The organism is Halomonas sp. ABH4_019 (assembly GCF_056159885.1).
Genome location: NZ_JBSWWC010000003.1, coordinates 145620 through 169646, shown reverse-complemented (window position 1 = coordinate 169646; position 24027 = coordinate 145620). Strand labels below are relative to the sequence as shown.

The 24027-nt window shown below is 67.5% G+C and carries 18 protein-coding genes; 10 read left to right on the top strand and 8 right to left on the bottom strand.

Annotated features, from left to right (window positions below; genetic code table 11):
• Nucleotides 1-2: 2 nt before the first annotated feature.
• Nucleotides 3-1040, bottom strand: coding sequence for a nicotinate-nucleotide--dimethylbenzimidazole phosphoribosyltransferase (gene cobT / locus ACXAFN_RS13125; protein WP_474990148.1), 1038 nt, complete (start codon nt 1038-1040; stop codon nt 3-5).
• A gap of 131 nt (nt 1041-1171) precedes the next feature.
• Nucleotides 1172-2776, bottom strand: coding sequence for an OpgD/OpgG family glucan biosynthesis protein (locus tag ACXAFN_RS13120; RefSeq protein WP_474989251.1), 1605 nt, complete (start codon nt 2774-2776; stop codon nt 1172-1174).
• A gap of 430 nt (nt 2777-3206) precedes the next feature.
• On the opposite strand from ACXAFN_RS13120, the gene ACXAFN_RS13115 reads away from it, so the two are divergent.
• Together ACXAFN_RS13115 and ACXAFN_RS13110 are read left to right on the top strand one after the other, a co-directional pair.
• Nucleotides 3207-4796, top strand: a complete 1590-nt coding sequence (locus ACXAFN_RS13115; protein ID WP_474990146.1) for an ABC-F family ATPase — start codon at nt 3207-3209, stop codon at nt 4794-4796.
• Nucleotides 4797-5184: 388 nt separating this feature from the next.
• On the top strand, nt 5185-6255 hold the full coding sequence (locus ACXAFN_RS13110) for a PA0069 family radical SAM protein (protein ID WP_474989250.1): 1071 nt from the start codon (nt 5185-5187) through the stop codon (nt 6253-6255).
• A gap of 102 nt (nt 6256-6357) precedes the next feature.
• Here ACXAFN_RS13110 and ACXAFN_RS13105 read toward each other — a convergent pair whose 3' ends face one another.
• The 6 genes from ACXAFN_RS13105 to ACXAFN_RS13080 all read right to left on the bottom strand — a co-directional run bounded on the left by ACXAFN_RS13105 (nt 6358) and on the right by ACXAFN_RS13080 (nt 12894).
• Nucleotides 6358-7779 (bottom strand): amidase, encoded by a 1422-nt coding sequence (locus ACXAFN_RS13105; protein ID WP_474989249.1) that lies wholly within the window; start codon nt 7777-7779, stop codon nt 6358-6360.
• A 7-nt stretch (nt 7780-7786) separates the two neighbouring features.
• On the bottom strand, nt 7787-9061 hold the full coding sequence (locus ACXAFN_RS13100; protein ID WP_474989248.1) for a Zn-dependent hydrolase: 1275 nt from the start codon (nt 9059-9061) through the stop codon (nt 7787-7789).
• Between the two features lie 44 nt (nt 9062-9105).
• Nucleotides 9106-9924, bottom strand: coding sequence for a FadR/GntR family transcriptional regulator (locus ACXAFN_RS13095; RefSeq protein WP_474989247.1), 819 nt, complete (start codon nt 9922-9924; stop codon nt 9106-9108).
• A 50-nt stretch (nt 9925-9974) separates the two neighbouring features.
• Nucleotides 9975-11501 carry a sodium:solute symporter family protein gene (locus ACXAFN_RS13090; protein WP_474989246.1) on the bottom strand — a complete coding sequence of 509 codons (1527 nt, stop codon included), beginning with the start codon at nt 11499-11501 and terminating at the stop codon, nt 9975-9977.
• The gene (locus ACXAFN_RS13085; protein WP_474989245.1) at nt 11498-11755 is read right to left on the bottom strand and encodes a hypothetical protein; all 258 of its coding nucleotides are present in this window, start codon (nt 11753-11755) and stop codon (nt 11498-11500) included. Before ACXAFN_RS13085 ends, ACXAFN_RS13090 begins: the two co-directional genes overlap by 4 nt.
• A gap of 218 nt (nt 11756-11973) precedes the next feature.
• Nucleotides 11974-12894: a LysR family transcriptional regulator gene (locus ACXAFN_RS13080; RefSeq protein WP_474989244.1), complete on the bottom strand. Its 921-nt coding sequence runs from the start codon at nt 12892-12894 to the stop codon at nt 11974-11976.
• Between the two features lie 183 nt (nt 12895-13077).
• On the opposite strand from ACXAFN_RS13080, the gene aptA reads away from it, so the two are divergent.
• The 8 genes from aptA to nhaC all read left to right on the top strand — a co-directional run bounded on the left by aptA (nt 13078) and on the right by nhaC (nt 23948).
• Nucleotides 13078-14421 carry an omega-aminotransferase AptA gene (gene aptA, locus ACXAFN_RS13075; protein ID WP_474989243.1) on the top strand — a complete coding sequence of 448 codons (1344 nt, stop codon included), beginning with the start codon at nt 13078-13080 and terminating at the stop codon, nt 14419-14421.
• A 35-nt stretch (nt 14422-14456) separates the two neighbouring features.
• Complete coding sequence (locus ACXAFN_RS13070; RefSeq protein ID WP_474989242.1) at nt 14457-15947, top strand: CoA-acylating methylmalonate-semialdehyde dehydrogenase; 1491 nt, start codon at nt 14457-14459, stop codon at nt 15945-15947.
• Nucleotides 15948-16323: 376 nt separating this feature from the next.
• Entirely contained in the window at nt 16324-17259 is a 936-nt protein-coding gene (locus ACXAFN_RS13065) for a 4-hydroxyproline epimerase (protein WP_474989241.1), read from the top strand.
• Nucleotides 17260-17331: 72 nt separating this feature from the next.
• Nucleotides 17332-18279, top strand: a complete 948-nt coding sequence (locus tag ACXAFN_RS13060; RefSeq protein ID WP_474989240.1) for a dihydrodipicolinate synthase family protein — start codon at nt 17332-17334, stop codon at nt 18277-18279.
• A 136-nt stretch (nt 18280-18415) separates the two neighbouring features.
• Complete coding sequence (locus ACXAFN_RS13055) at nt 18416-19993, top strand: aldehyde dehydrogenase (NADP(+)) (protein WP_474989239.1); 1578 nt, start codon at nt 18416-18418, stop codon at nt 19991-19993.
• 195 nt (nt 19994-20188) lie between these two features.
• Nucleotides 20189-20860 carry a GntR family transcriptional regulator gene (locus tag ACXAFN_RS13050; RefSeq protein WP_474989238.1) on the top strand — a complete coding sequence of 224 codons (672 nt, stop codon included), beginning with the start codon at nt 20189-20191 and terminating at the stop codon, nt 20858-20860.
• Between the two features lie 300 nt (nt 20861-21160).
• Nucleotides 21161-22462 (top strand): NAD(P)/FAD-dependent oxidoreductase, encoded by a 1302-nt coding sequence (locus tag ACXAFN_RS13045; protein ID WP_474989237.1) that lies wholly within the window; start codon nt 21161-21163, stop codon nt 22460-22462.
• 43 nt (nt 22463-22505) lie between these two features.
• Nucleotides 22506-23948: a Na+/H+ antiporter NhaC gene (nhaC, locus tag ACXAFN_RS13040; RefSeq protein ID WP_474989236.1), complete on the top strand. Its 1443-nt coding sequence runs from the start codon at nt 22506-22508 to the stop codon at nt 23946-23948.
• Nucleotides 23949-24027: the final 79 nt, after the last annotated feature.

The following is a 24027-nucleotide window of genomic DNA, read 5'->3' as shown; positions in this document are numbered from 1 at the left end:
GATCAAGGCCCCTCGCGGTGGTCGACCCCGGCGCCGTCGAAGGTGGCCATCTCGGCCAGCATCGCCGTGGCCGCCTCGAGCAGCGGGAAGGCCAGGGCCGCGCCGCTGCCCTCGCCCAGGCACAGCTCCATGGCCAGCAGCGGCTCGGCGTCCAGCGCCGCCAGGGCGTGGGCGTGGCCGGGCTCGTGGGAGCGATGGCCGAAGATCAGGTAGGGCCGCAGCGCCGGGTCGAGCCGGCAGGCGGTCAGCGCGGCCACCGTGGCGATGAAACCGTCGACGAGACAGGGAAGACGCCTGGCCGCCGCTTCCCGGTAGGCCCCGACCATGGCGGCGATCTCGAGCCCGCCGAGCTTCGCCAGCACGTCCAGGGGATCGGCGGGGTCCGGGGCGCGCTCGGCCAGGGCCGCCTCGATCACCGCGCGCTTGTGGGCCAGCGCCTCGCCGGCCACGCCGGTGCCGGGGCCGACCAGCTCGGCGACGGGCACGCCGGTCATGGCCGCCAGCATGGCGCTGCTGGCGGTGGTGTTGGCGATCCCCATCTCGCCGGCGATCAGGCAGCGACAGCCCGCCTCCGCGGCGCGTTCGGCGGCGCGCCGGCCGGCGGCGATGGCGGCCAGGGCCTGGTCGCGGGTCATGGCGTTCTCGCGGGCCAGGTTGGCGGTGCCGGAGCGGACGCGATCATGGACCACGCCGTCATCGGGCAGCTCCCCCGCCACGCCCACGTCGACCACCTCGAGCCGCGCGCCGATGCGCCGCGCGAAGGCATTGATGGCCGCCCCGCCGGCGACGAAATTGGCCACCATCTGGCCGGTCACCGCCTGGGGGAAGGCCGAGACGCCCTCCGCCGCCACGCCATGATCGGCGGCGAACACCGCCACCCCGGGGGGGCCGACCCGCGGGAAATCCTCGCCGGTGATCGCCGCCAGGCTCACCGCCAGGGACTCCAGGCGCCCGAGGCTGCCGGGGGGCTTGGTCAGGGTGTCGAGATAGCGGGCCACGCGCCCGGCACAGACGGTGTCGGGCGCGGGAATGGGCGGCATGGCATCGGTCACGGGGCGTCTCCGGGCGTCCTTGGCGAGGCGCCCATCCTACCAGAGGCCCCGGCAAGGCGGAGGCCCATCGGCCGCCGCCCGCTCGGGCGGGCTTCCCATGCCCCCGGCGCAAGATCCCCCTAGAGGTGTCCGGGATTGCGCAGCTTGCGCTCTTCGGCGGGCGGCGGTGTCCACTCGTAGAGCCAGGTCTCGGTCAAGGGTTGATCGCCGCGCTTCAGGTAGAGCCGCAGGGTGATGGGCTCGGTACCATCGTCGGGGGGCACCACGTCGAACCTGGCGCGGTAGCCATCGATGGCCTCCAGCGGGCGGGCCGAGGCGATCTCGACCCGACCGTCGGAGGCGTCGATGACGGGTTCGACCTCGGCATCCTCGCCCAGCGGCAGCGGCCCGCCCGCGAAGTCGACCACGAAGCGCCGGCTGTAATAGTCGCGACGCTGGCCGACCACGCCGCCGAGCCCGGTGCGGGTCGCCACGCAGCGCGCCAGCGACGGCCGCGCGGGCGAGGCGTCGCACCAGCTGAGCCGATAGCCGAACAGCAGCTCCTCGCCGGGCTCGGCGGGCCTGGCCGGGTTCCAGAAGACGACGATGTTGTCGAAGGTCTCGTCGAGGGTGGGCAGCTCGACCAGCTGTATCGATCCCTCGCCCCAGTCGCCCTTCGGCTCGATCCACACGCCGGGCCGCCGGTCGTAGAAGACGCCGTCGTCCTGGTAATGGTCGAAGTCGCGATCCCGCTGCAGCAGCCCGAAGCCGCGCGGCGAGCGGTCGCCGAAGGCGTTGAAGCGCAGCCGGTCGGGATTGGCGAGCGGTCGCCATAGCCATTCGCCGTTACCCGAATGGATCGACAGGCCATCGGAGTCGTGGATCTCCGGCCGCCAGTCCCAGTCGGCGCCGCGATCGTTCTCGCCGACCATGTACATGCTGGTCAGCGGCGCCACCCCGAGCCGCTCGATGGTGCGCCGCGGATAGAGGGCGGCATCGATGTCCATGACCACGCCCTCGTCCTCGGTGATCACGAAGCGGTAGGCGCCGGTGACGCTGGCCGATTCGAGCAGCGCATGGACGATGACCCGCGCCTCGCCGCCCTCGGGGCGCTCCAGCCAGAAGCGGGTGAAGTCGGGGAACTCCTCCTCGCCGGTCGCGGTGGCCGTGTCGATGGCCAGGCCGCGGGCCGACATGCCGTACTGCAGAGAATCGCTCACCGCCCGGAAGTAGCTGGCCCCCAGGAAGGCGGCGACGTCGCGCTGCCAGTCGTCACGATGGTGGAGCCGGAACCCGGCGTAGCCCAGCCCCTCGGGCAGGCGCTCCGATTCGATGCCCGACTCGCCGAAATCGAAGCGTTCGGCGGCGTAGGCGAGCTCATGGGCCCGCCCCTCGACGACCTCGTAGATGCGCACCGGCGTCCGGTAATGGAGCCCCAGATGGAACAACTGGGCGCGGAAATCCGTTCCCGGGTCCCCGGCCCACAGCGCCCGCTCGGGCCGATAGCGGATCGCCTGGTAGGCGTCCCAGTCGAGCCCCCGAATCGGCGCGGGCAGCTCGATGGCATGTTCACGCGGCGGCCGGGCGGAAAGCTCCCGAGCCAGCCCCTTGAGCCAGGCATAGTCGAAGGGCTCGCCGTCACCGCTCGGCCGAGCCTCCCGCGTCGCCGCCAGCACGCTGCCCATCGGCAACAGGCCGCTGCCGCCGAGCGCCCCGGTGAGTTTGAGGAAATCGCGTCGCTTCATAACGGGTTCCTTGTCAGTGGCATCCATCACGGCCCCGGGCTCGTCCGGGGCGCCCTCGCGACAGTGTGGAACCCCGCACCCCCGCCCGAGTTCCCCGGCCAACGCTTTGTCGTGATGACGGGAGACGCCCGTGCCGTACCTGGATACGGCAAAGGAGCCCGACATGGCGACGCCTCCCCACCGCCAAGGCTCCCTGGCAGCTGCGCGGCAGCCACCCGTCATCGCGCTATACCACTCGCTGGGGAGCGTGGCTCGAGGTCGAGGCATGAGCCCGCGGCTGGTTGCCGAACCGAGCCGACGCGGCCGGTCGACGGGGCGTGTAGATAGCCACGCGATCCGGCACGTACAATGCGCCCTCCACTTTGGTCGAAGCCCCTTGCCGTGCCGGCCCAAGTCTCTCATTCATGTTCCTCCCGCGAGATACTCCGCCGTGCTCTCTACCGCCAACATCACCATGCAGTTTGGCCCCAAGCCGCTGTTCGAAAACGTTTCCGTCAAATTCGGCCAGGGCCACCGCTACGGCCTGATCGGGGCCAACGGCTGTGGCAAGTCGACCCTCATGAAGATCCTCGGGGGCGACCTCGAGCCGACCAGCGGCCAGGTGATGAAGGACGCCACCACTCGCCTGGGCAAGTTGCGCCAGGACCAGTTCGCCTTCGAGGACGAACGTGTCATCGACACCGTCATCATGGGCAACGAAGAACTCTGGCGGGTCGCCGCGGAGCGTGAGCGCATCTACTCCCAGGCCGAGATGAGTGAAGAAGATGGCATGGCGGTCGCCGATCTCGAGGTGCGTTTCGCCGAACTCGATGGCTATACCGCCGAGGCCCGTGCCGGCGAGCTGCTGCTGGGCCTGGGCATTCCCCTCGAGCAGCACGACCAGCCGATGAGCGTTGTCGCGCCGGGCTGGAAGCTCCGCGTGCTGCTGGCCCAGGCGCTGTTCAGCGACCCCGACGTGCTGCTGCTCGATGAGCCGACCAACCACCTCGATATCAACACGATTCGCTGGCTGGAGGACATCCTCAAGGCACGCTCGTCGACCATGATCATCATCTCCCACGACCGCCACTTCCTGAACAGTGTCTGCACGCACATGGCGGATCTGGACTACGGCGAGCTGCAGCTGTTTCCGGGCAACTACGACGAGTACATGACCGCCGCCACCCAGGCACGCGAGCGCCTGCATGCCGAAAATGCCAAGAAGAAGGCGGAAATCGCCGAACTGCAGCAATTCGTCAGCCGCTTCTCGGCCAATGCCTCAAAGGCCAAGCAGGCCACGTCGCGGCAGCGCAAGATCGACAAGATTCAACTCGAGGAGATCAAGCCCTCCTCGCGCGTCAGCCCCTTCATTCGCTTCGAGCAGAACAAGAAAATCCATCGCCAGGCGCTCTCGGTGGAAGATCTCTCCAAGGCCTGGGGCGATAACGTACTGTTCGAGCGACTCGGCCTGCGCGTCGAGGCCGGCGAACGGATCGCCATCATCGGCCCCAACGGCATCGGCAAGACCACCCTGCTCAACTGCCTGGTGGGCAGCATGACGCCGGATGCCGGCGAAGCCAGATGGACCGATGCGGCCGACGTCGGTTACTTCGCGCAGGACCACGCGGCGGACTTCGAGGGCGGCGAGACGCTCTTCGAATGGATGCAGCAGTGGACGACCGGCGGTGAGCAGACCGTGCGCGGTGCACTAGGCCGGATGCTGTTCTCCAATGACGACATCGGCAAATCCGTGAAGGTCATCTCGGGTGGCGAACAGGGGCGCATGCTGTTCGGCAAGCTCATCCTGCAACAGCCCAATGTGCTGATCATGGATGAGCCCACGAACCACCTGGACATGGAGTCCATCGAAGCGCTCAACCTGGCACTGGAACACTATGCCGGCACGTTGATCTTTGTCAGTCACGACCGGGAATTCGTCGGCTCGCTGGCCACGCGCATCATCGAGATGAAAGACGACGGCATCGTCGATTTCAGTGGCAGTTATGACGATTACCTGCGCAGTCAGGGTGTTCCCGGATAAGTCTTCCCTCGCGCCGTCGGGATGGGTGGCGCCCGCCGCCCATCCGACAGCCCCCGCCTCATCGGCACAGCCCTTCCACGACTCGACCCGAAGCGTCGCCTGCGCGACGGCAAAGGCGTCGCTCAGCATCGTCTTGATCTCGACCAGCCCCCGCTCCTGGTCCGCCCCCTCATCCAGCATCGCAGGCAGCGACATCAGAGGCGGCCCCGGCGTCAGTGACCAGGCATGCACATGATGCACATCGCGGACCTCGGGCAGGCGAGCCCCCTCGACGCCGGACGCACCGACGTCGAAGCGCTCGACCGCGTAGACAAGCTCCCCGGCCAACGCTTTGTCGTGATGACGGGAGATCCCTATACTGTACATAATTACAGAAAAGGAGCTCCGCATGGCGACCCCTCCCCGGGACGCCTGGGCCCGCAAGGGCCGAGGCGCCACCTTCGATCCCGACAATCGCTTCGCGCCGACGCGGGTCGAGGCCGTGGACGACGGCTGGTGGCAGGACGCCGTGCCCGAGCGGCTGGCCACCGAGGTCGCCGAGGAGCGGTCGCGCAGCGCCCTGGCCTGGAACCGTTCGCCGGACCTGCCCTTCGACCGCTCGCTGAACCCCTATCGGGGCTGCGAGCACGGCTGCATCTACTGCTATGCCCGCCCCAGCCACGCCTACTGGGACCTCTCCCCCGGGCTCGACTTCGAGACGCGGCTGATCGCCCGCCAGGGCCTGGTCGAGCGACTCGAGGAAGAAATGGCCCATCCCGGCTATGTGTGTCGCCCGATCAACCTGGCCGGCAACACCGATGCCTACCAGCCCCTCGAGGCCGAACGCGGCACCACGCGGCGCCTGCTGGAATGCCTGCTCGCCTGCCGCCACCCGGTCACCCTGGTGACCAAGGGGGCGCTGATCCTGCGCGATCTGGACCTGCTGGGCGAGCTGGCCCGCCGTCGCCTGGTCCGGGTGCTGGTCAGCCTGACCAGCCTGGACACCGACCTGAAGCGCAGCCTGGAGCCACGCGCCGCCTCGCCGGCGACGCGGCTCAGGATGATCGGCCGGCTGGCCGAAGCCGGCGTGCCGGTGGGCACCCTGATCTCGCCGGTGATCCCGGGGCTCACCGATCACGAGCTGGAGCGGTTGATGGACGCCGCCAGAGACGCCGGCGCCATGGATGCGCGCTGGATGCTGCTGCGCCTGCCCCGGGAGGTGGCGCCGCTGTTCGAGGACTGGCTGGCCCAGCACTACCCCGAGCGCGCCGCCAAGGTGATGAGCCTGATTCGCCAGTGCCGCGGCGGGCGCGACTACGACGCCCGATTCGGCCACCGCATGCGCGGCCAGGGGGTGTTCGCCGACCTGCTCGACCAGCGCTTCCGCCAGGCCCACCGGCGGCTCGATTTCCCCGGCCTGCCGTCCCTGGACTGCGAGTCCTTCCGGCCGCCGCGGCACCAGGGCGAGCTGTTCGAGTAGCGCCAGTCGCCTTCGCTCACGCATCGCCATGGTAAAGCGATCTCTGCTCGCCCAGCCGGGCACGGGTGACCGGATCGGCGCCGCCGAGATAGTACGGGACGATCAGCCGCTGGACCTTCCCGGCAGTGGACAGGGCGGCAGCCGACTTTCCAGCAGCCTGGCGGCGTGCAGCACATTGAGGTCCCGGAAGCGGGGCCCCACCAGGTGCAGGCCCACCGGCAAGCCCTGGTCATCCAGGCCGCAGGGCAAGGAGGCGGCGGGCTGCTGGGTGAGGTTGAAGGGGTAGCTGAAGGGCGTCCAGTCCATCCAGTCCCGGTACGGCCCATTCGGCGGCACATTGTGGCCCGCCTCGAAGGGCGCCAGCGGCAGGGTCGGTGTCGCCAGCAGATCGTAGCGCTCGTGGAAGGCCTGCATGCGCGCGACGAGGCGCTCCCGCTCTCGCTGGGCGGCGAGATAATCGCGCATCGAGATGTCCTGGCCTCGCCGGGCGATGTCCAGGAAACCCGGGTCCAGGGCCGCCCGCTGTGCCTCATCCAGCCGCTCCAGCGCCTGGCTCGCACCGGCGAACCACAGGGTGTCGAAGATGCTCCGAGGATCCTCGAAGCCGGGATGCACCTCGTCCACGGTGGCGCCCAGCTCACGCAGCAGCCCGACGGCGCTGCGCACTCGAGCGGCGATATCCGGGGCGACGTTCACATAGCCCAGGTCCGGGCTGTAAGCGATTCGCCACCCCTTCAGCGAGGCCGGCGGCGGAGCCAGCCAGTCCTCGGATCGAGGATTGCCCAGGTAGCCGTCGCGGGCATCCGGCCGGGCCATGACGCTCAGCATCAGGGCACTGTCGGCCGCGGTGCGGGTCATCGGCCCCAGGTGGGACAGGGTGCCCATGGCGCTGGCGGGCCACTGGGGCACCCAGCCGAAGGTGGGCTTGATGCCGAAGGTTCCGGTGAAGCCACAGGGAATGCGGATCGAGCCGCCGGCATCGCTGCCCTGGTGCAGCAGGCCCAGGTTCAGGGCCGCCGCCGCCGCCGCGCCGCCCGAGGAGCCCCCCGGCGTCAGGCGCGTGTCCCAGGGATTGCGCGTGATGCCGTGCAGGGGATTGTCGGTGACCCCCTTCCAGCCGAATTCCGGGGACGTCGTCTTGCCGAGGATCACCGCGCCGGCCTCCTTCAGGTGATGGCTGACCGGGGCATCGGTGTCCCAGGGGCCCTGCGGCGAGGTGGTGGTGGAGCCCAGCCGTGTGGGCATCCCCGCCGTCAGGGTCAGGTCCTTGATGGTCGTGGGAACGCCATCGAGGGCGCCGCAGGGGCGGCCGGCGTGCCAGCGGGCTTCCGAGGCCCGGGCGGCGGCCAGGGCCCGATCGCCATCCACATGGGCGAAGGCGTTCACCCCCGGGTTGTCGCGCTCGATGCGTGCCAGGCAATCTTCCGTCAGCTCGACGGGCGAGAGGGCGCCACGCCGAAACAACGCCAGGGCCTCGCCGGCGTTCAACTCGGCAAGCTCGGTGGGAGAGTCGGTGGTCGTCATGGGCCCGTCACTCCTCCTCGCTCGAGACCACGACCGCCTGTTCCAGCATGGCATGCAGCAGGACGTTACAGCCGTCGTGCAGGTCCTCCGGGGTGGCGTTCTCGCTCTCGTTGTGGCTGATGCCGTTCTCGCAGGGCACGAAGATCATCCCGGCGGGCGCGACACGCCCCAGGAAGATGGCGTCGTGGCCGGCGCCGCTGACGACCTCCAGGTGCGAGCAGCCGAGCCGCTCGGCGGCATGGCGCACCGCCTCGACGCAGCCATCGGCGAAACGCTCGGGGGCGAAGTCGGCGGTCGGCGTGAGTTCGGCGTCCAGGCCATGGCGCCGGCTCGTCTCGTCCACTACTCGGCGCAGTTCGTCGGTCATGCGCGCCAGCGTCCCGGGATCGAGGTGACGCAGGTCGATGGTCATTCGGACCTCGCCGGGAATGACGTTGCGCGAGCCGGGATGCAGCTGCAGCGAGCCGACGGTGCCGCGGCCATGGGGCTGGTGGGCATTGGCGATGCGGTTGACGGCCTGGGTGATCTCGGCGGCGCCCAGCATGGCATCGCGGCGCAGATCCATGGGCGTGGGGCCGGCATGGGCCTCCTGGCCGGTGAGCCTGAGGTCGAACCATTTCTGCCCCAGGGCCCCGATCACCACGCCCACGGTGTTGCCGGTATCCTCGAGGATCGGTCCCTGCTCGATATGCGCCTCGAAGAAGGCCTTGATGGCCCCGTGGTCCACGCGGTCGTTCCCGCGGTAGCCGATGGCTCCCAGGGCTTCATCGACGCGGACGCCATCGTCATCGACCTGGGCCAACATCTCGTCCAGCGCCAGTTGCCCGGTGAACACCCCCGAGCCCATCATGCAGGGCGGGAACCGGCAGCCCTCCTCGTTGGTCCAGGCGACCACCTCGATCGGCGCCTCGGTCTGGACGCCGTGGCGGTTGAGGGTGCGAATGACCTCGAGCCCGGCCATCACTCCATAGCAGCCATCGAACTTGCCGCCGGTGGGCTGAGTGTCGATATGGCTGCCGGTCATCACCACCGGGCTCTTCGGGTCCCGCCCCGGACGTCGGGCGAAGATGTTGCCGATGGCATCGACGCGAATGCTCAAGCCCTCGTCCCGGCACCAGCGAATGAACAGGTCGCGGGCCTGGCGATCCAGCTCGGTGAGGGCCTGGCGATTGACGCCGCCCTTGGGGGTCGCCCCCAGGCTGGCGAGCTCCATCAAGGCCTGCCAGAGGCCTTCGCGATCGGTGCGCAGTGTCGCAACAGAGTCGAGTTGGGCGATAGTCATGCATGTTCCTCGTTGTCATTGTGATGGGCAATCGGGGCACGGCCTCAGCGCGCCGGATCGACGAGCCGCAGCAGGGGCGAGGCATCGGCCGCCGCGGCGAGAGCGTCCTGGGAGATCAGCATCTGGTCGGCCATTTCCGCCTCCAGGGCCGACATGTGGAACTCGGCATCGCGCATGTGCTCGTCCATCAGCCGCCGTACCCGCTCGACGTCCTCGGCACGGAAGGCCTCGACAAGCTCCCGGTGATAGCGGTGATTGGCCTCATCGAACTGCTTGCGCTCGGGCACGTAGGCCTTCTTGACCACCACCAGGTCGCGCAGCATGTCGTTGAGGAAGCGGCACATGAAGGCCAGCAGCGGGTTGGGACAGGCTCGGGCCAACAGGTTGTGGAACTCCAGTTCGAGGAATCGCTGGCGTCGCTGATCCTCTTCGCCCAGCCGATGGCATTCGCACGCCGTCATGTTGGCCTCCAGGCGGTTCAGCGCTTCCTCGTTCAACCGGCCGACGACGGAGACCGCCATCTCCACCTCCAGCAAGCGGCGCAGCTGATAGACCTGATGGCCATCCAGCGACCGGAAATGCAGGAAGTTGCGCAGCATGCGACTGGCCGGCTCCATGCTCGGCGTGCGCAGGATGGCGCCGCCACCGGGCCCAGTCTTGAGGGCGATCAGGCCCTCCACCTCGAGGATCTTGAGAGCCTCGCGCACGGTGCCCTTGGCGCAGCCATAGAGTTCCATCAGGGTCTTCTCGTTGGGCAGGCGGTCGCCCTCGGTCAGTCCCTCGGTGGCGATCCAGCGCTTGATATCATCGCTGATCAGCTCGGCCAGCTTCTGGCGACGACGCGGGGATGGCGTCTGACTCATGCAAGGTTCCTTGTGATACGGGGCCTGCCGGCAGGCCCCTGGCTATGGGATCAGCGGGTCGAGACGGCCTCGCCGGTTGAATGGCCTTCGCCCTCGAGACGTTCCGGGTGGAACTCGGCGTCGTAGTCCCGGCGCGCCTCGGCGAAGCGCTCGACCACCTCCGGATCGCGGCGCTCCAGCAGCAGGCTCAGGCCGACGAACAGCCCGCCGTTGACCAGCAGCCCCCAGATGCCGGCGTGCAGGCCGAGGGGATTGCTGACGCTGGCGCCGTAGGTGAGAACCAACACGCTGGCGACACCGCCGATCAGCCCCCAGAAGGCGGCCATGGGGTGCGCCCGGCGCCAGGTGATGGCCCCGAGGGTAGGCACGATCAACTGGGCGGTGCCGGCCAGGGCGGCGATGCCGATGGTCACCAGCAGACCGGGCACGGTCAGGGCCATGATATAGGCGGCCAGCGAGAAGCCCACCAGCGACAGCCGGCCCACGGTGACGATGCGTGCCTGGGAAGCCCGACGGTTCACGTAGCGCTGGTAGATGTCCATGGTCACCACCGTGGACACCGCATGGATCTGCGAATTGGCCGTGGACATGGCGGCGGCGGCGCCGGCGGCCATGATCAAGGAGGCCAGCAGGTAGGGGGCATAGTTCATCAGCATGACCGGCAGGATCTGGTCGGCATTTTCCAGGCCCGGCTCGAGCAGCACGCCGGTATAGCCGGTCAGCACCGATCCGAAGTAGGCCAAGGCGGCGAGGCCGAGCAGGAAGGGCATCAGGTTGAACAGCCGGCCGCTCTTCACCGAGTACATGCGCAGCCAGATCTGCGGACCCATGAAGGCGCCGATGGCCACGATGACGAACAGCGAGAACCACATGCTGTAGCCCATGTTGCCGTCGGGCCCCGGCAGGGTCAGGTGTTCGGGGGACGACTGCTGCAACTGGGCGAACAGCGCCGCGGGACCACCCACCTGGCCGGAGATGTAGTAGCCGGCGAACATCATGCCGAAGAACAGCAGGGCACCGTAGATCACGTCCGTCCAGGCGATGGCGCGAATCCCGCCGATCCAGACGTAGACGATGATGATGAAGTAGAACAGCAGGGCGGCGAGCCAGAAGGGCACGACCCCGCCGGAGGCGACCTCGATGAGGTAGGCCCCGCCGGTCAGCTGGATCTGCAGGTAGGGCACGGTGAACACCAGGGTGATCACGGCGACCAGCACGCGCAGGGCCTCGCTGTTGTAGAAGTCGCCCATCAGGTCGGAGGGCGTCAGGTAGTCGAAGCGCTTGCCCAGGAACCAGACCCGCTTGCCGACCCAGTAGTACATGAAGCCGAACAGCAGGTTCCACGCCAGGGCCGTCAGGTAGACGGGGCCACTGGTGTAGAAGGTGGCATTGGACCCCAGGAAGGCGAAGGCGCTCCACCAGGTGGCGGCCACCGTGAAGAACACGGCGATGCTGCCCATGGCACGGCCCTGGACGAAGAAGTCCTCGCTGGTGCCCTGGGACTGCCGTGACGAGACGACGCCCACGATCAACGGGATGATCATGAAGGCGGCGATGATCAGGATGCTACCGGTCATGATGCGGCCTCCTCGACGCGGGGACGGGCACTGGGCGCGGGGCTGCTGCTCCCCCAGTGAGTGAGATAGGCCACCAGGAACAGGGCGGTGAGGAAGGCCCACCAGCCGAGGTTCCAGAGCAGGAAGAAGGGTATGCCCATGACCATGGGCTCGATCTGGTTGGCCACCAGGATCATCGGGCTCTCGAGCATCACGAAGCCCAGCAACATGCCGCCGTAGATGGCGAGCTTCCGGGAGCGGAGGGTCTTTCTCATCGTGTATCCCCTTGTTCTGTTTGGATGGGGCGGTGCGACCCCGATGGCCATGGCCGTCGGGAGGGATCGTGCTGGCGATGAATCAATTATTATATTTATGCGAATAATTATAACCAATAAGACACTCCCCGCTGCTTTGTCAAGCGAGACAAGCGGGATGTGAGCAGGCAGGTGTCGGGATCGAGGATCGGGAGGATGACCACCGAACAACAGCGATCTCACTGCTTCACCAGGCGCCCCAACTCCTCGAGGTAGCTCTCCAGCACCAGGTTGGGCGGCGCCCCCTTGCGGGTAATCGCGCTGTAACGGGTGACATAGCGGCAGGTCCCGGGATTCAGGGCGCGCATTCGCCCGTCGCGCACCCAGCGCTCGGCGTAGTGGGTCGGCAGGTAGCCGATGTAGCGGCCGGACAGGATCAGAAAGGCGATGCCCTCGCGGTCGGTGGCCGAAGCGGTCGCCCTGAGCGGCTCATGCAGCGCCTTGATCTCCGGCGCCTGGGCGTAGGCGGGCACCACGGCATCGCATTCGGCCAGCCGCTCCCGCGTCACCTCGCCGGCCTCGAACAGCGGATGGTCGGCTGCGCAGTACAGCCGGGAGCGCTCCTCGTAGAGCGACAGATACTCGAGCCCGGGAAGGGTCTTGAGCGCCGGTATCACGCCGGTATGCAGGCGGCCGTCCAACACCGCCAGCTCGATATCGCTGGGCGGAATCATGCGGATGTTGATGCGCACCTCGGGCCCGCGCTCCTTGAGCGCGCTGAGCGCATCGGTGATATGCATCTCCGGCATGGTCACCAGGTTATCGGTAATGCCGATATTGAGTTCGCCCTTGAGCCAGGCGTGCAGGCCATTGACCCGGGTGCGAAAGCCCTCCACCGCCGCCTGCAGCTGCAGGGTGGCCTCATAGACCTCGGCGCCCTCGTCGGTCAGGGCGAAGCCGCTGCGGCCGCGCTGGCAGAGCCGCAGGCCGAGCCGCGCCTCCAAGTCGTTCATGGCCATGCTGATCGCCGCGCGGCTGATGTTCAGCTCCACCTCGGCGGCGGAAAAACCGCCGCATTCCACGACCTTGCGGTAAATACGCAGCAGGCGAAGATCGGCATCGCTGGGCTGGCCCGACAGGGCCTGTTTGCGGGTCGGCATGGCACGGCTCTCTGGTCGAGGACGTTCATCGCGAAGGGTATCGGACATCGAGGCAAAAAGTTAACCAAATGCTTTCACGTGATTAAAGATATCTAGATTTAACTTATCCACTCCCGGGCCTACCTTTTCCTTACGACGACCTGCAATGACCTGAAACGGCCTATCAACAGGAGGGGTGCTGCCATGTCGGTTCGAGACGACTCACACATCGCGGGCTTGAGCCCGGAGCAGTTGGATGCCTACTGGATGCCTTATACCGGCAATCGCCAGTTCAAGCGCGACCCGCGCATCATCACCGGCGCCCGGGGCAGCTATCTCACCGACGCCGAGGGACGACGCGTCTTCGACGGCCTCTCGGGGCTGTGGACCTGCGGCGCCGGTCATTGCCGCCCCGAGATCGCCGAGGCGGTCAGCCGCCAGCTCGGCGAGCTGGATTACGCCCCGGCCTTCCAGTACGGCCATCCCAAGGCCTTCGAGCTGGCCCATCGGATCCGCGAGCTGACACCCGAGGGGCTGGACCAGGTGTTCTTCACCGGTTCCGGCTCGGAGAGCGCCGATACCGCGCTGAAGATCGCCCGCGCCTACTGGCGCAAGAAGGGCAAGGCGACCAAGACCAAGCTGATCGGTCGCTCCAAGGGCTATCATGGCGTCAACTTCGGTGGCTTCAGCCTGGGCGGCATCGGCGCCAACCGCACCCTGTTCGGCCAGGGCGTGGATGCCGACCACCTGCCCCATACCCTGCTCAAGGACAACGCCTTCACCCGCGGCATGCCGCAGCGCGGCGCCGAACGGGCCGACGAGCTGCTGGAACTGATCGCCCTGCACGACGCCTCCAACATCGCCGCGGTGATCGTCGAGCCGCTGGCCGGCTCCGCCGGGGTGATCCCGCCGCCCAAGGGGTATCTCGAGCGCCTGCGCGAGATCTGCGATCAGCACGACATCCTGCTGATCTTCGACGAGGTGATCACCGGCTTCGGCCGCATGGGGTCGATGACCGGCGCCGAGGAGTTCGGCGTGGTGCCGGACATCCTGAACGTCGCCAAGCAGCTCACCAACGGCGCGGTGCCCATGGGGGGGGTCATCGTGAAGGGCGAGATCTACCGGACCTTCATGGAACACGGCGGCCCCGACTACATGATGGAGCTGCCCCACGGCTACACCTATTCGGGCCATCCGGTGGCCTGCGCCGCGGCGCTGGCATCCCTCGACGTGCTCGAGAACGACCGCCTGATCGAACGCGTGAAGGAAATGGCGCCGAGCTTCGAGAACGCCCTGCACGGGCTCAAGGGCACTCGCTACATCAGCGACATCCGCAACTACGGCCTCGCCGGTGCCCTGCAGATCGAGCCCTACCCAGGCGAACCGGCCCGGCGCCCCTACGAGATCGCCATGAAGTGCTGGGAAAAGGGCTTCTACGTGCGCTACGGCGGCGACACCATCCAGCTCGGCCTGCCCTTCATCGTCGAACGCGAGGAGATCGACCGCCTGATCAATGCCCTGGGCGACGCCATCAATGAACTCGACTGACGCATTCACCACCACCTGCCACTGAGAGGACATCCATGACCACACTCGGCCATCTGATCAACGGCGTCCGGATCGACGACGACGCGCGCACCCAGGACCTCTACAACCCTTCCACCGGCGAGGTCGCCGGCCAGGTCGCCCTGGCCAGCCAGGCCACCGTCGAGGAGGCCATCGCCGCTGCCCAGGCCGCCTTCCCGGCATGGCGCGATACCCCGCCGGCCAAGCGGGCCCGCATCATGTACCGCTTCAAGGCACTGCTGGAGCAGAACGCCGATGAGATCTGTCGGCTGATCGGCCAGGAACACGGCAAGATCGTCCACGACGCCAGGGGCGAGCTGCAGCGCGGCATCGAGAACATCGAGTACGCCTGCGGCGCGCCGGAACTGCTCAAGGGCGAGTACAGCAAGAACACCGGCCCCGGCATCGATTCCTGGAGCGACTTCCAGCCGCTGGGCGTGGTCGCCGGCATCACGCCGTTCAACTTCCCGGCCATGGTGCCGCTGTGGATGTACCCGATGGCCATCGCCTGCGGCAACACCTTCGTGCTCAAGCCCTCCGAGCGCGACCCGACCGCCACCCTCTACATCGCCGAGCTGGCGCTGGAGGCGGGCCTGCCCGCCGGGGTGCTCAACGTGGTCAACGGCGACAAGGAAGCCGTCGACACCCTGCTCGACGACGCCCGCGTCCAGGCGGTCAGCTTCGTCGGCTCCACCCCGATCGCCGAAACCATCTACTCCCGCGCCAGCGCCAACGGCAAGCGCTGCCAGGCGCTCGGCGGCGCCAAGAATCACGCCATCGTGATGCCGGACGCCGACATGGACAACGTGGTCAGCTCGCTGACCGGGGCCGCCTTCGGCTCCTCCGGCGAGCGCTGTATGGCGCTGTCGGTGGCCGTGGCGGTGGGCGACGAGGCCGCCGATGCCCTGATCGCCAAGATGCAGGCGCAGATGACCTCGCTGAAGGTCGGCCCCTTCCATGATGCCGAGAACGACTTCGGCCCGGTGATCACCAAGGCGCACCAGGAGAAGGTCTGCGGCTACATCGACAGCGCCGCCCAACAGGGCGCCGAGATCGTCGTCGACGGCCGAGGCGTCCAGGTGCCGGGGCACGAGCGGGGCTTCTACGTCGGCGGCACCCTGATCGACCGCGTGACGCCGGACATGACCAGCTACCTCGAGGAGATCTTCGGGCCGGTACTGCTGGTAGTGCGCGTCGACTCCATGGAAGCCGCCATGAAGCTGATCGACGACCACGAGTACGGCAACGGCACCTGCATCTACACCCGCGACGGCGAGGCGGCCCGCTACTTCAGCGACCGCATCCAGGTGGGCATGGTCGGCATCAACGTGCCGCTGCCGGTGCCGGTGTCCTACCACAGCTTCGGCGGCTGGAAGCGCTCGCTGTTCGGCGACCTCTCCGCCTACGGCCCGGACGCCGTGCGCTTCTATACCCGGCGCAAGACCGTCACCCAGCGCTGGCCGTCGGCCGGCGTGCGTGAAGGGGCGCAGTTCTCCTTCCCCTCGTAAGCCTACGCCGCGACATCGACTCCATTGCCCAGATAGCCAGCCGAACCGGCCCCCGGTTCGGCTTTTTCGACGGACACTCCCCTCCCCTGACATCGGTATCGGGCGAACCCACGCCTCGCCCACATCCGGCGACACAAGCGGCCCCTTCCCGCCAGGCACCGACGCCGTCCCTCTGCCTAGCAGCACCACGCCCTGACCGAGCCCGGCGCCCCTCGCCAGAGGGCCGCTCGTCCATGGACTCGGCCTGGTGATGACACTGACGACTTCACAAAGCACTTTGAAGATTGTATAAAATATAAAAAACGACAGCGCAGCACTCGACATTGCTCGATAGCGACCCACTCGATCCTCAAGACAAGACCAACCGGGGGTACCCATGAAACGCGTGCATGTCATCGATTCCCACACGGCCGGCGAACCGACTCGCCTGGTGATGGGCGGCTTTCCGGACCTTCCCGGCGCCACCATGGCCGAGAAGCGTGACGCCCTGCGCGACGCACACGACGACTGGCGGCGCGCCTGCATGCTGGAGCCACGCGGCCATGACGTGCTCGTCGGCGCCCTGTATTGCGCGCCGGAGTCGGCCGATGCGACCTGTGGCGTCATCTTCTTCAACAACGCCGGCTATCTGGGCATGTGCGGCCACGGCACGATCGGCCTGATCGCCTCGCTGCATCACCTTGGCCACATCGCCCCGGGCGAGCACAAGATCGATACCCCGGTGGGCCCCATCAGCGCCACCCTGCACGACGACGGCGCCGTCACGGTGCGTAACGTGCCGGCCTACCGCTACCGGCGGCGCGTCGGCGTCGAGGTGCCGGGATTCGGCCTGGTGCACGGCGACATCGCCTGGGGCGGCAACTGGTTCTTCCTGGTCGGCGAGCACGACCAGGCACTGGATCTCGACAACGTCGAGCCCCTGACGACCTTCACCTGGGCCATCCGCCAGGCGCTCGAATCACAGGCGATCACCGGCGAGGACGGAGCCGCGATCGATCACATCGAGCTGTTCGCCGACGATCCGGCGGCCGACAGCCGCAACTTCGTGCTCTGCCCGGGCAAGGCCTACGACCGCTCGCCCTGCGGAACCGGCACGAGCGCCAAACTGGCCTGCCTGGCCGCCGACGGCAAGCTGGCCCCCCACCGCCCCTGGCTGCAGGCCAGCATCACCGGCAGCCACTTCGAGGGCTACTACGAGTGGGAAGGCGAGCGCATTCGCCCCTATATCAAGGGCCGCGCCTATCTGAGTGCCGACAACACCCTGCTGATCGACGACCGGGACCCGTTTGCCTGGGGCATCGCGACGTCGTGACCCACACCGGCCCGGCCCGACGAGGCGCGGGACCAACAACCCGACCATCCAGGCCATACCCAAGGAGACGACATGAACGACAACATCTTTACCGGCTGCATCCCCGCCCTGATGACCCCCTGCACGCCGGACCGCAAGCCGGACTTCGACGCCCTGGTCGCCAAGGGGCTCGAGCTCATCGATATCGGCATGAGCGCCGTGGTCTACTGCGGGTCGATGGGTGACTGGCCGCTGTTGACCGAGGCGGAACGCCAGGAAGGCGTGGCGCGCCTGGTCGCCGCGGGCGTCCCGACCATCGTCGGCACCGGCGCGGTCAACACCCGGGAAGCCGTATCCCATGCGGCCCATGCCGCCGAGGTCGGCGCCCACGGCCTGATGGTGATTCCCCGCGTACTGTCGCGCGGCACCTCGGCCGCCGCCCAGAAAGCGCATTTCTCCGCCATCCTGGAGGCTGCGCCCCAGCTTCCGGCGGTGATCTACAACAGCCCCTACTACGGCTTCGCCACGCGTGCCGAGCTGTTCTTCGCCCTGCGGGAGGCATATCCGAACCTGATCGGCTTCAAGGAGTTCGGCGGGGCCGAGGATCTGCGCTACGCCGCCGAGCACATCACCTCTCAGGACGACGACGTCACCCTGATGGTCGGTGTCGACACCACGGTGTTCCATGGCTTCGTCAACTGCAATGCCACCGGTGCGATCACCGGCATCGGCAATGCCCTGCCGCGCGAAGTCCTGCACCTGGTATCGCTGAGCAAGCAGGCCGCCCGTGGCGATGTCCGGGCGCGCCGGCTGGCGAAGGAGCTCGAGGAAGCCCTGGGCGTTCTGTCCTCCTTCGACGAGGGCGCCGACCTGGTCCTCTATTACAAGCATCTGATGGTGCTCAATGGCGACCACGAGTACGTCCTGCACTTCAACGAGACCGATGCCCTGACGGAGGCGCAACGTCAGTACATCGAAACGCAGTATGCACTGTTCAAGACATGGTACGCCGAGTGGTCCGCCTCCCACCGCGAGGCATGACCTTGCCCTCGGCCTGACAACGCGCGAATCGACGCAGCCATGCACTCGGGCCGCTCCGGCGGCTGGCGACATCCCACGCTCGATTCGCGCCGTCTCTCGACGCCACCGTTCAATCCCTGTGACCTCAGGAGGCAACATGACCCTGGAAGGCAAGCAACTGATCGGCCAGCAGGCCGTGACCAGCGACGGCAAGCCGATCCACGCCGTCGACCCCGCCACCGGCGAGACCCTGTCCCCGGCCTATCCCGCCGGCGCCCAGTCCGAGGTCGAGCAGGCCTGCGAACTGGCCTGGGCCGCCTTCGATACCTATCGCGAGACCGGCCTCGAGGCCCGCGCCGCCTTCCTCGAGACCGTGGCCGACGAGATCGAGGCCATCGGCGATGAGCTGATCACCCGCGCCATGGCCGAGTCCGGCCTGCCGCGGGCCCGGCTGGAGGGCGAGCGCGGCCGCACCTGCGGCCAGCTGCGCCTGTTCGCCAAGGTCGTGCGCGCCGGCGAGTGGCTCGACGTGCGCCTCGATCCGGCCCTGCCGGAGCGGACGCCGATGCCGCGGGTCGACCTGCGCCAGCGCCACATCGCCCTGGGCCCGGTCGCCGTGTTCGGCGCCTCCAACTTCCCGCTGGCCTTCTCCGTGGCCGGCGGCGATACCGCATCAAGCTTGGCCGCCGGCTGCCCGGTGGTGGTCAAGGCCCACGCCGCCCACCCCGGCACCAGCGAGCTGGTCGGCCGCGCCGTGCAGCGCGCGGTGGCCAGGTGCGAGCTGCCCGAGGGCGTGTTCTCGCTGCTGTATGGTTCCGGCCGCGAGCTCGGCCAGGCGCTGGTCCGCGATCCGCGCATCAAGGCGGTGGGCTTCACCGGCTCGCGCAGCGGCGGCACCGCCCTGATGCAGGCGGCGCAAGAGCGTCCCGAGCCGATCCCGGTCTACGCCGAAATGAGCTCCATCAACCCGGTATTTCTGCTGCCGGAAGCGCTCAAGGCGCGTGGCCAGGCGCTGGGCGAGGCCTTCGTCGGCTCGCTGAACATGGGCGCCGGTCAGTTCTGCACCAACCCCGGGCTGGTCATCGCCGTCAAGGGCGAGGCGCTCGATGCCTTCGTGGCCGCCGCCGGCGAGGCGGTGAAGGGCTCCACGGCCCAGACCATGCTGACCCCGGGCATCTTTGAGGCCTACGTGCAGGGCGTCGACGGCCTCATGCAAAGCAGCAAGGCCCGCGAGGTCGCCCGCGGCGACGCCGGCGAGGGCCCTAACGCCTGCCAGACCGGGCTGTTCGTGGCCAGCGCGCAGGACTTCCTTCGTGAGGAGGCGCTGCAGGCCGAGGTCTTCGGCGCCACCTCGCTGGTGGTCGAGTGCGCCGACCTCGACGAGGTCAAGCGTGTGGCCGAGTCCCTGGAAGGCCAGCTCACCGCCACCCTGCAGATGGACGACGGCGACCTGGACGCGGCACGCAAGCTGCTGCCGACCCTGGAGCGTCGCGCCGGCCGGGTGATGGCCAACGGCTGGCCCACCGGCGTCGAGGTGTGCCACGCCATGGTCCACGGCGGGCCTTATCCGGCCACCTCGGACGCGCGCACCACCTCGGTGGGCAGCGCGGCGATCCATCGTTTCCTGCGCCCGGTGTGCTACCAGAACCTGCCCCAGGGCCTGTTGCCCGAGGCGATCCGGGACGGTAACCCGGCCGGCGTCAGCCGCCTGGTCGATGGCCGGCGAGAGGCCTGAGGCCTCCCTGGCAAGCCACCTGCCCGCCCTCTTCATGGTCGAGGGCGGGCAGGCCCATGCCTGTCGGCCTCCTCGGCAAGGCCGAGCCGCCCCCTGCCACCACGTCGACCCTGTCCTCGCGGCTCGGAGCCATGGACACCCATCGTAGTTTGTATACAATGTGCAATACTACGCGCACAGGTGGGGAGCGAGGCCATGCCGACATACAAGACACGGGCACAGTTCGTCGCGGACGATCTCCGCCGCCGCATTCTCGGCGGGGAGTTCCAGGGCGGCACCCAGCTACGTCAGGACGCCTTGGCCAAGGATTACGAGGTCAGCCGCATTCCCGTCCGGGAAGCCCTGCTGGCCCTGGAATCGGAGGGGCTGGTGGAGTTCCACGCGCACCGTGGCGCCTTCACGACGGAACTCTCCGTGGCCAAGATTCGCGAGTTGTTCGAGTTACGCATCCTCCTCGAGTCCTATGTCCTGAAGCGCGCGATCCCCGAACTCTCCGACGCCGATCTCCAGCATGCCGAGAATCTCCTGCGCCAATACGACGCCGCGCTGGATTCCGGCGGGCAGATCGACAACTGGAGCGACTACAACTTCGCCTTTCATCAAGCCCTGTATGCACCCGCCGGACTCCCCGAGACGATGTCGCTGATCGGCCAGTTGAACACCAAGTCCGATCGCTACATTCGCATGCAGTTGCTCTACACCCAGGAGATCGAGAAGGCGGAACGGGAACACCACGATCTGCTCGAACTGGCACGCCGGGGAGAGATCGATCGGGCCTGCGCGCTGCTGGAGCAGCATATCGCGGAAGCCTGCGAAGGCATCGTGGCCGTGCTGGAGGAACGTTCTCGCCACCTTCAGGAGGCGTGACGCCTCGATTCGCCTCCTGACCTGTTCACGAGCATTCGGCTCGACGCGCCGGATAGATCGCCATGACCGTTCCGAACGCCCCACCCGTCTCGCGTCGCATTGACGCCTGATCGCCTCCCAGCGCTTGCCAGGCCGGTTTCTCCGGCGACCTGACGCCGCCCGGCCCTCGACTCCCCCTCCACTGTCATCCATCTCGATCGCTCGCCGATTCGACTCGACTTTCGTCGACATCGACATTGCAGCCAGAATCTGGCTAACATATATTTTATACAATCGACAAAATGGGATGAAGGAAACGCGATGGCCTCGGAACATCGGACAGCACACTCCCCGGCCGTCGACGCCGATATCGTCGTGGTAGGCGCCGGGGTCATAGGCGTGGCATGTGCCCTGTCGCTCAGCCGGCAGGGCCAGCGGGTAGTGGTGATGGACAGGCAGGCTCCCGGCATAGGGGCTTCCTATGGCAATGCCGGGCACATGGCCACCGAGCAGGTCTTTCCCATCGCCGATGCCTCGATCCTGGCGCGCCTGCCCGGCATGCTGAGAGACCCCATGGGGCCGCTGCGTCTCGACTGGCGGCATGTCCCTCGTGCCCTGCCCTGGTTCGCACGGCTACTCTGGAACCTCCGCCGGGCGCCCTATCAACGCAGCGCCTCGGGCATCCGTGCGCTGAACGAGAGGAGCCTGGCGGCCTGGCGCCATCTGCTGGTTTCCATCGATCAACCCCGGCTGTTGAAAAGCGACGGATCGTTCCTGGTGTACGAGCGGGCCGAGACGGGCAAAGAAATCGAGGCCCTGCAGTCGCGCCTGGAGGACCAACGTGTAGCCGTCGAGCACTGGCGGGGCGATGCGGTCCGTGACTTCGCCCCGGCGCTGTCTCAGGGCATCCGTGGTGGCCTCTTCTTTCCGGAGACGGGGCACGTCGTGGATCCCCAGCGCGTCGTCGAGGCCCTCGTCGACGCCGCCCGGGAAAACGGCGTCATCTTTGCCCGGGACGAGGCAGTGAGCGGCCGGGTCGACGAACGAGGCGTCACCCTCGTCACCCGCACCCGGACGCTGACCGCCAGCAAGGTCCTGGTGAGCTGCGGGGCCCACTCGGCACCGCTCACCGCCTCGCTGACGGGCATCAGGGTCCCGCTGGACACCGAGAGAGGCTATCACCTGATGCTGCCCAAGGAGCGCGAGCGCCTCCCCGTGGCGGTCACGTCCCTCGAACGGCGCTTCATCATGACGCCCATGGCACATGGCCTGCGGCTGGCCGGCACCGTCGAGTTCGCCGGGCTGACGCGCCCTCCCAACATGCAGCGGGCCTGGCAGCTGCATCGCCTGAGTCACGGCCTGTTCGAGACGGAGCTGGACGCCGGCTCCGCGACTCCCTGGATGGGGTTTCGCCCTTCGCTGCCCGATTCCCTGCCCATCATCGATGCCGTCAAGGACGGCAGGGTCCTGCTGGCCTTCGGCCATCACCATCTCGGACTCACCCAGGCGGCGCTGACCGCCGACATCATCACACACCTCGCCAACCCTGGATCGCCTCCAGATGCCACCGGCGAGCGGTCTCTTCCCGACCTGCAGCCCTATCGGCTGAACCGCTTCGCCTGATTCTCACCCCCAGACGTCAGACAACAACACCAAAGGAGTCAACATGACTGTATCCGCGGGTCCGACACGACTGCCCACCATGGCAGAAGTGCTTGCCATCATGGTCGGCTTCATCGCCATCATGTTCCTCAGCATCAACCAGCTACAGCTTCCCATTCAGCTTGCGCTCTTCGCCTCCTGGTTCCTGGTCATGGGCCTGGGCCTGAGGCTCAAGGTGCCGTACGAACACATGCAGAAAGGGCTGATCGATGGCATTCACAACGGCATGGAGGCCGTGCTCGTCCTCACCACCGTGGGGGCCCTGATCGGCACCTGGATCGCCGGCGGCGTCGTGCCCAGCATCATCTACTACGGCCTGTCGGTGATGAGTCCGCAGATCTTCCTGTTCGCCGCGTTCATCATCTGTGCCTTGACCTCCCTGGCCACGGGCACGTCCTTCGGCACGGCCGGTACCGCCGGGGTCGCCATGATGGGGATCGGGCACAGCTTCGGCATTCCCCTGCCCCTGGTCGCCGGTGCCGTGATCTCGGGCGCCTACGTGGGCGACAAGATGTCCCCGCTTTCCGATACCACGGTAATGACGGCCTCGCTCTGCAAGGTCAAGCTGATCGAGCATATCCGCTCCATGATGTGGGTCAGCCTCCCTGCGATCGCCATCGTCTCGATCCTGTTTTTGATCGTCGGGTTCTTTTACATCAGCGACAGCGCTGATACCTCTCGCGCCTCGGTCGCCATGCAGGCTCTCGAGAGCCACTTCTCGATCAGCCCCTGGTTGCTGCTGCCGGCGGTGGTCGTCATCGCCCTGCTCACGCGCCGCTTCCCGGCCATTCCCGTGATCACCTTCGGGGCGGTCCTGGGTAGCGTCTGCGCCTGGCTGGCACAGGGAACGGATCCCATCGAGGCGATTCGCATCGCTTACACCGGCAATGCCATGCAGTCGAACGTGCCCTTCCTGGATACCCTGCTGAATCGCGGCGGCATCGAGTCCATGCTGGGCGTGGTGGCCCTGATCCTGTTCGCGCTCGGTCTCGGCGGCCTGATGAAGCAGGTCGGCATCCTGCAGGCGATCAGCAACGGTTTCCTGCGCTGGGCCGACAATCCCGGCCGCCTGACGGTCTCCACCATGCTGGGGGGCTTCTTCGGCAACTTCTTCGGCGGTGCCGCCTATGTCTCGCTGATCACCGCGAGCACCATCACCGAAAAGAATTACGACGACCAGGGCGTGGATCGCCGTGTGCTGTCACGCAACGCCGAGGCCGGCGGGACCATCACGACCCCGATGGTGCCCTGGACGGATGGCGGCGTCTTCATGGCCACCACGCTGGGCGTCTCGACGCTCACCTACTTGCCTTTCCTGTGGTACCACCTGCTGGTCCTGGCCATTACTCTCTTCTATGGCTTCGCCAACATCGCCATCTGGCGCACCGAGCCAGCAACACAGGCGGCAAGGGACCCCAGGACCACTCAGGACTTCCAGGCCTCCTGAACCTTGCTTGGCGATCGAGGCGCCAACGACGAAGCCCCGCCGCGGCGGGGCTTTTGCATGCCAGGGCAATCGTTCCAGC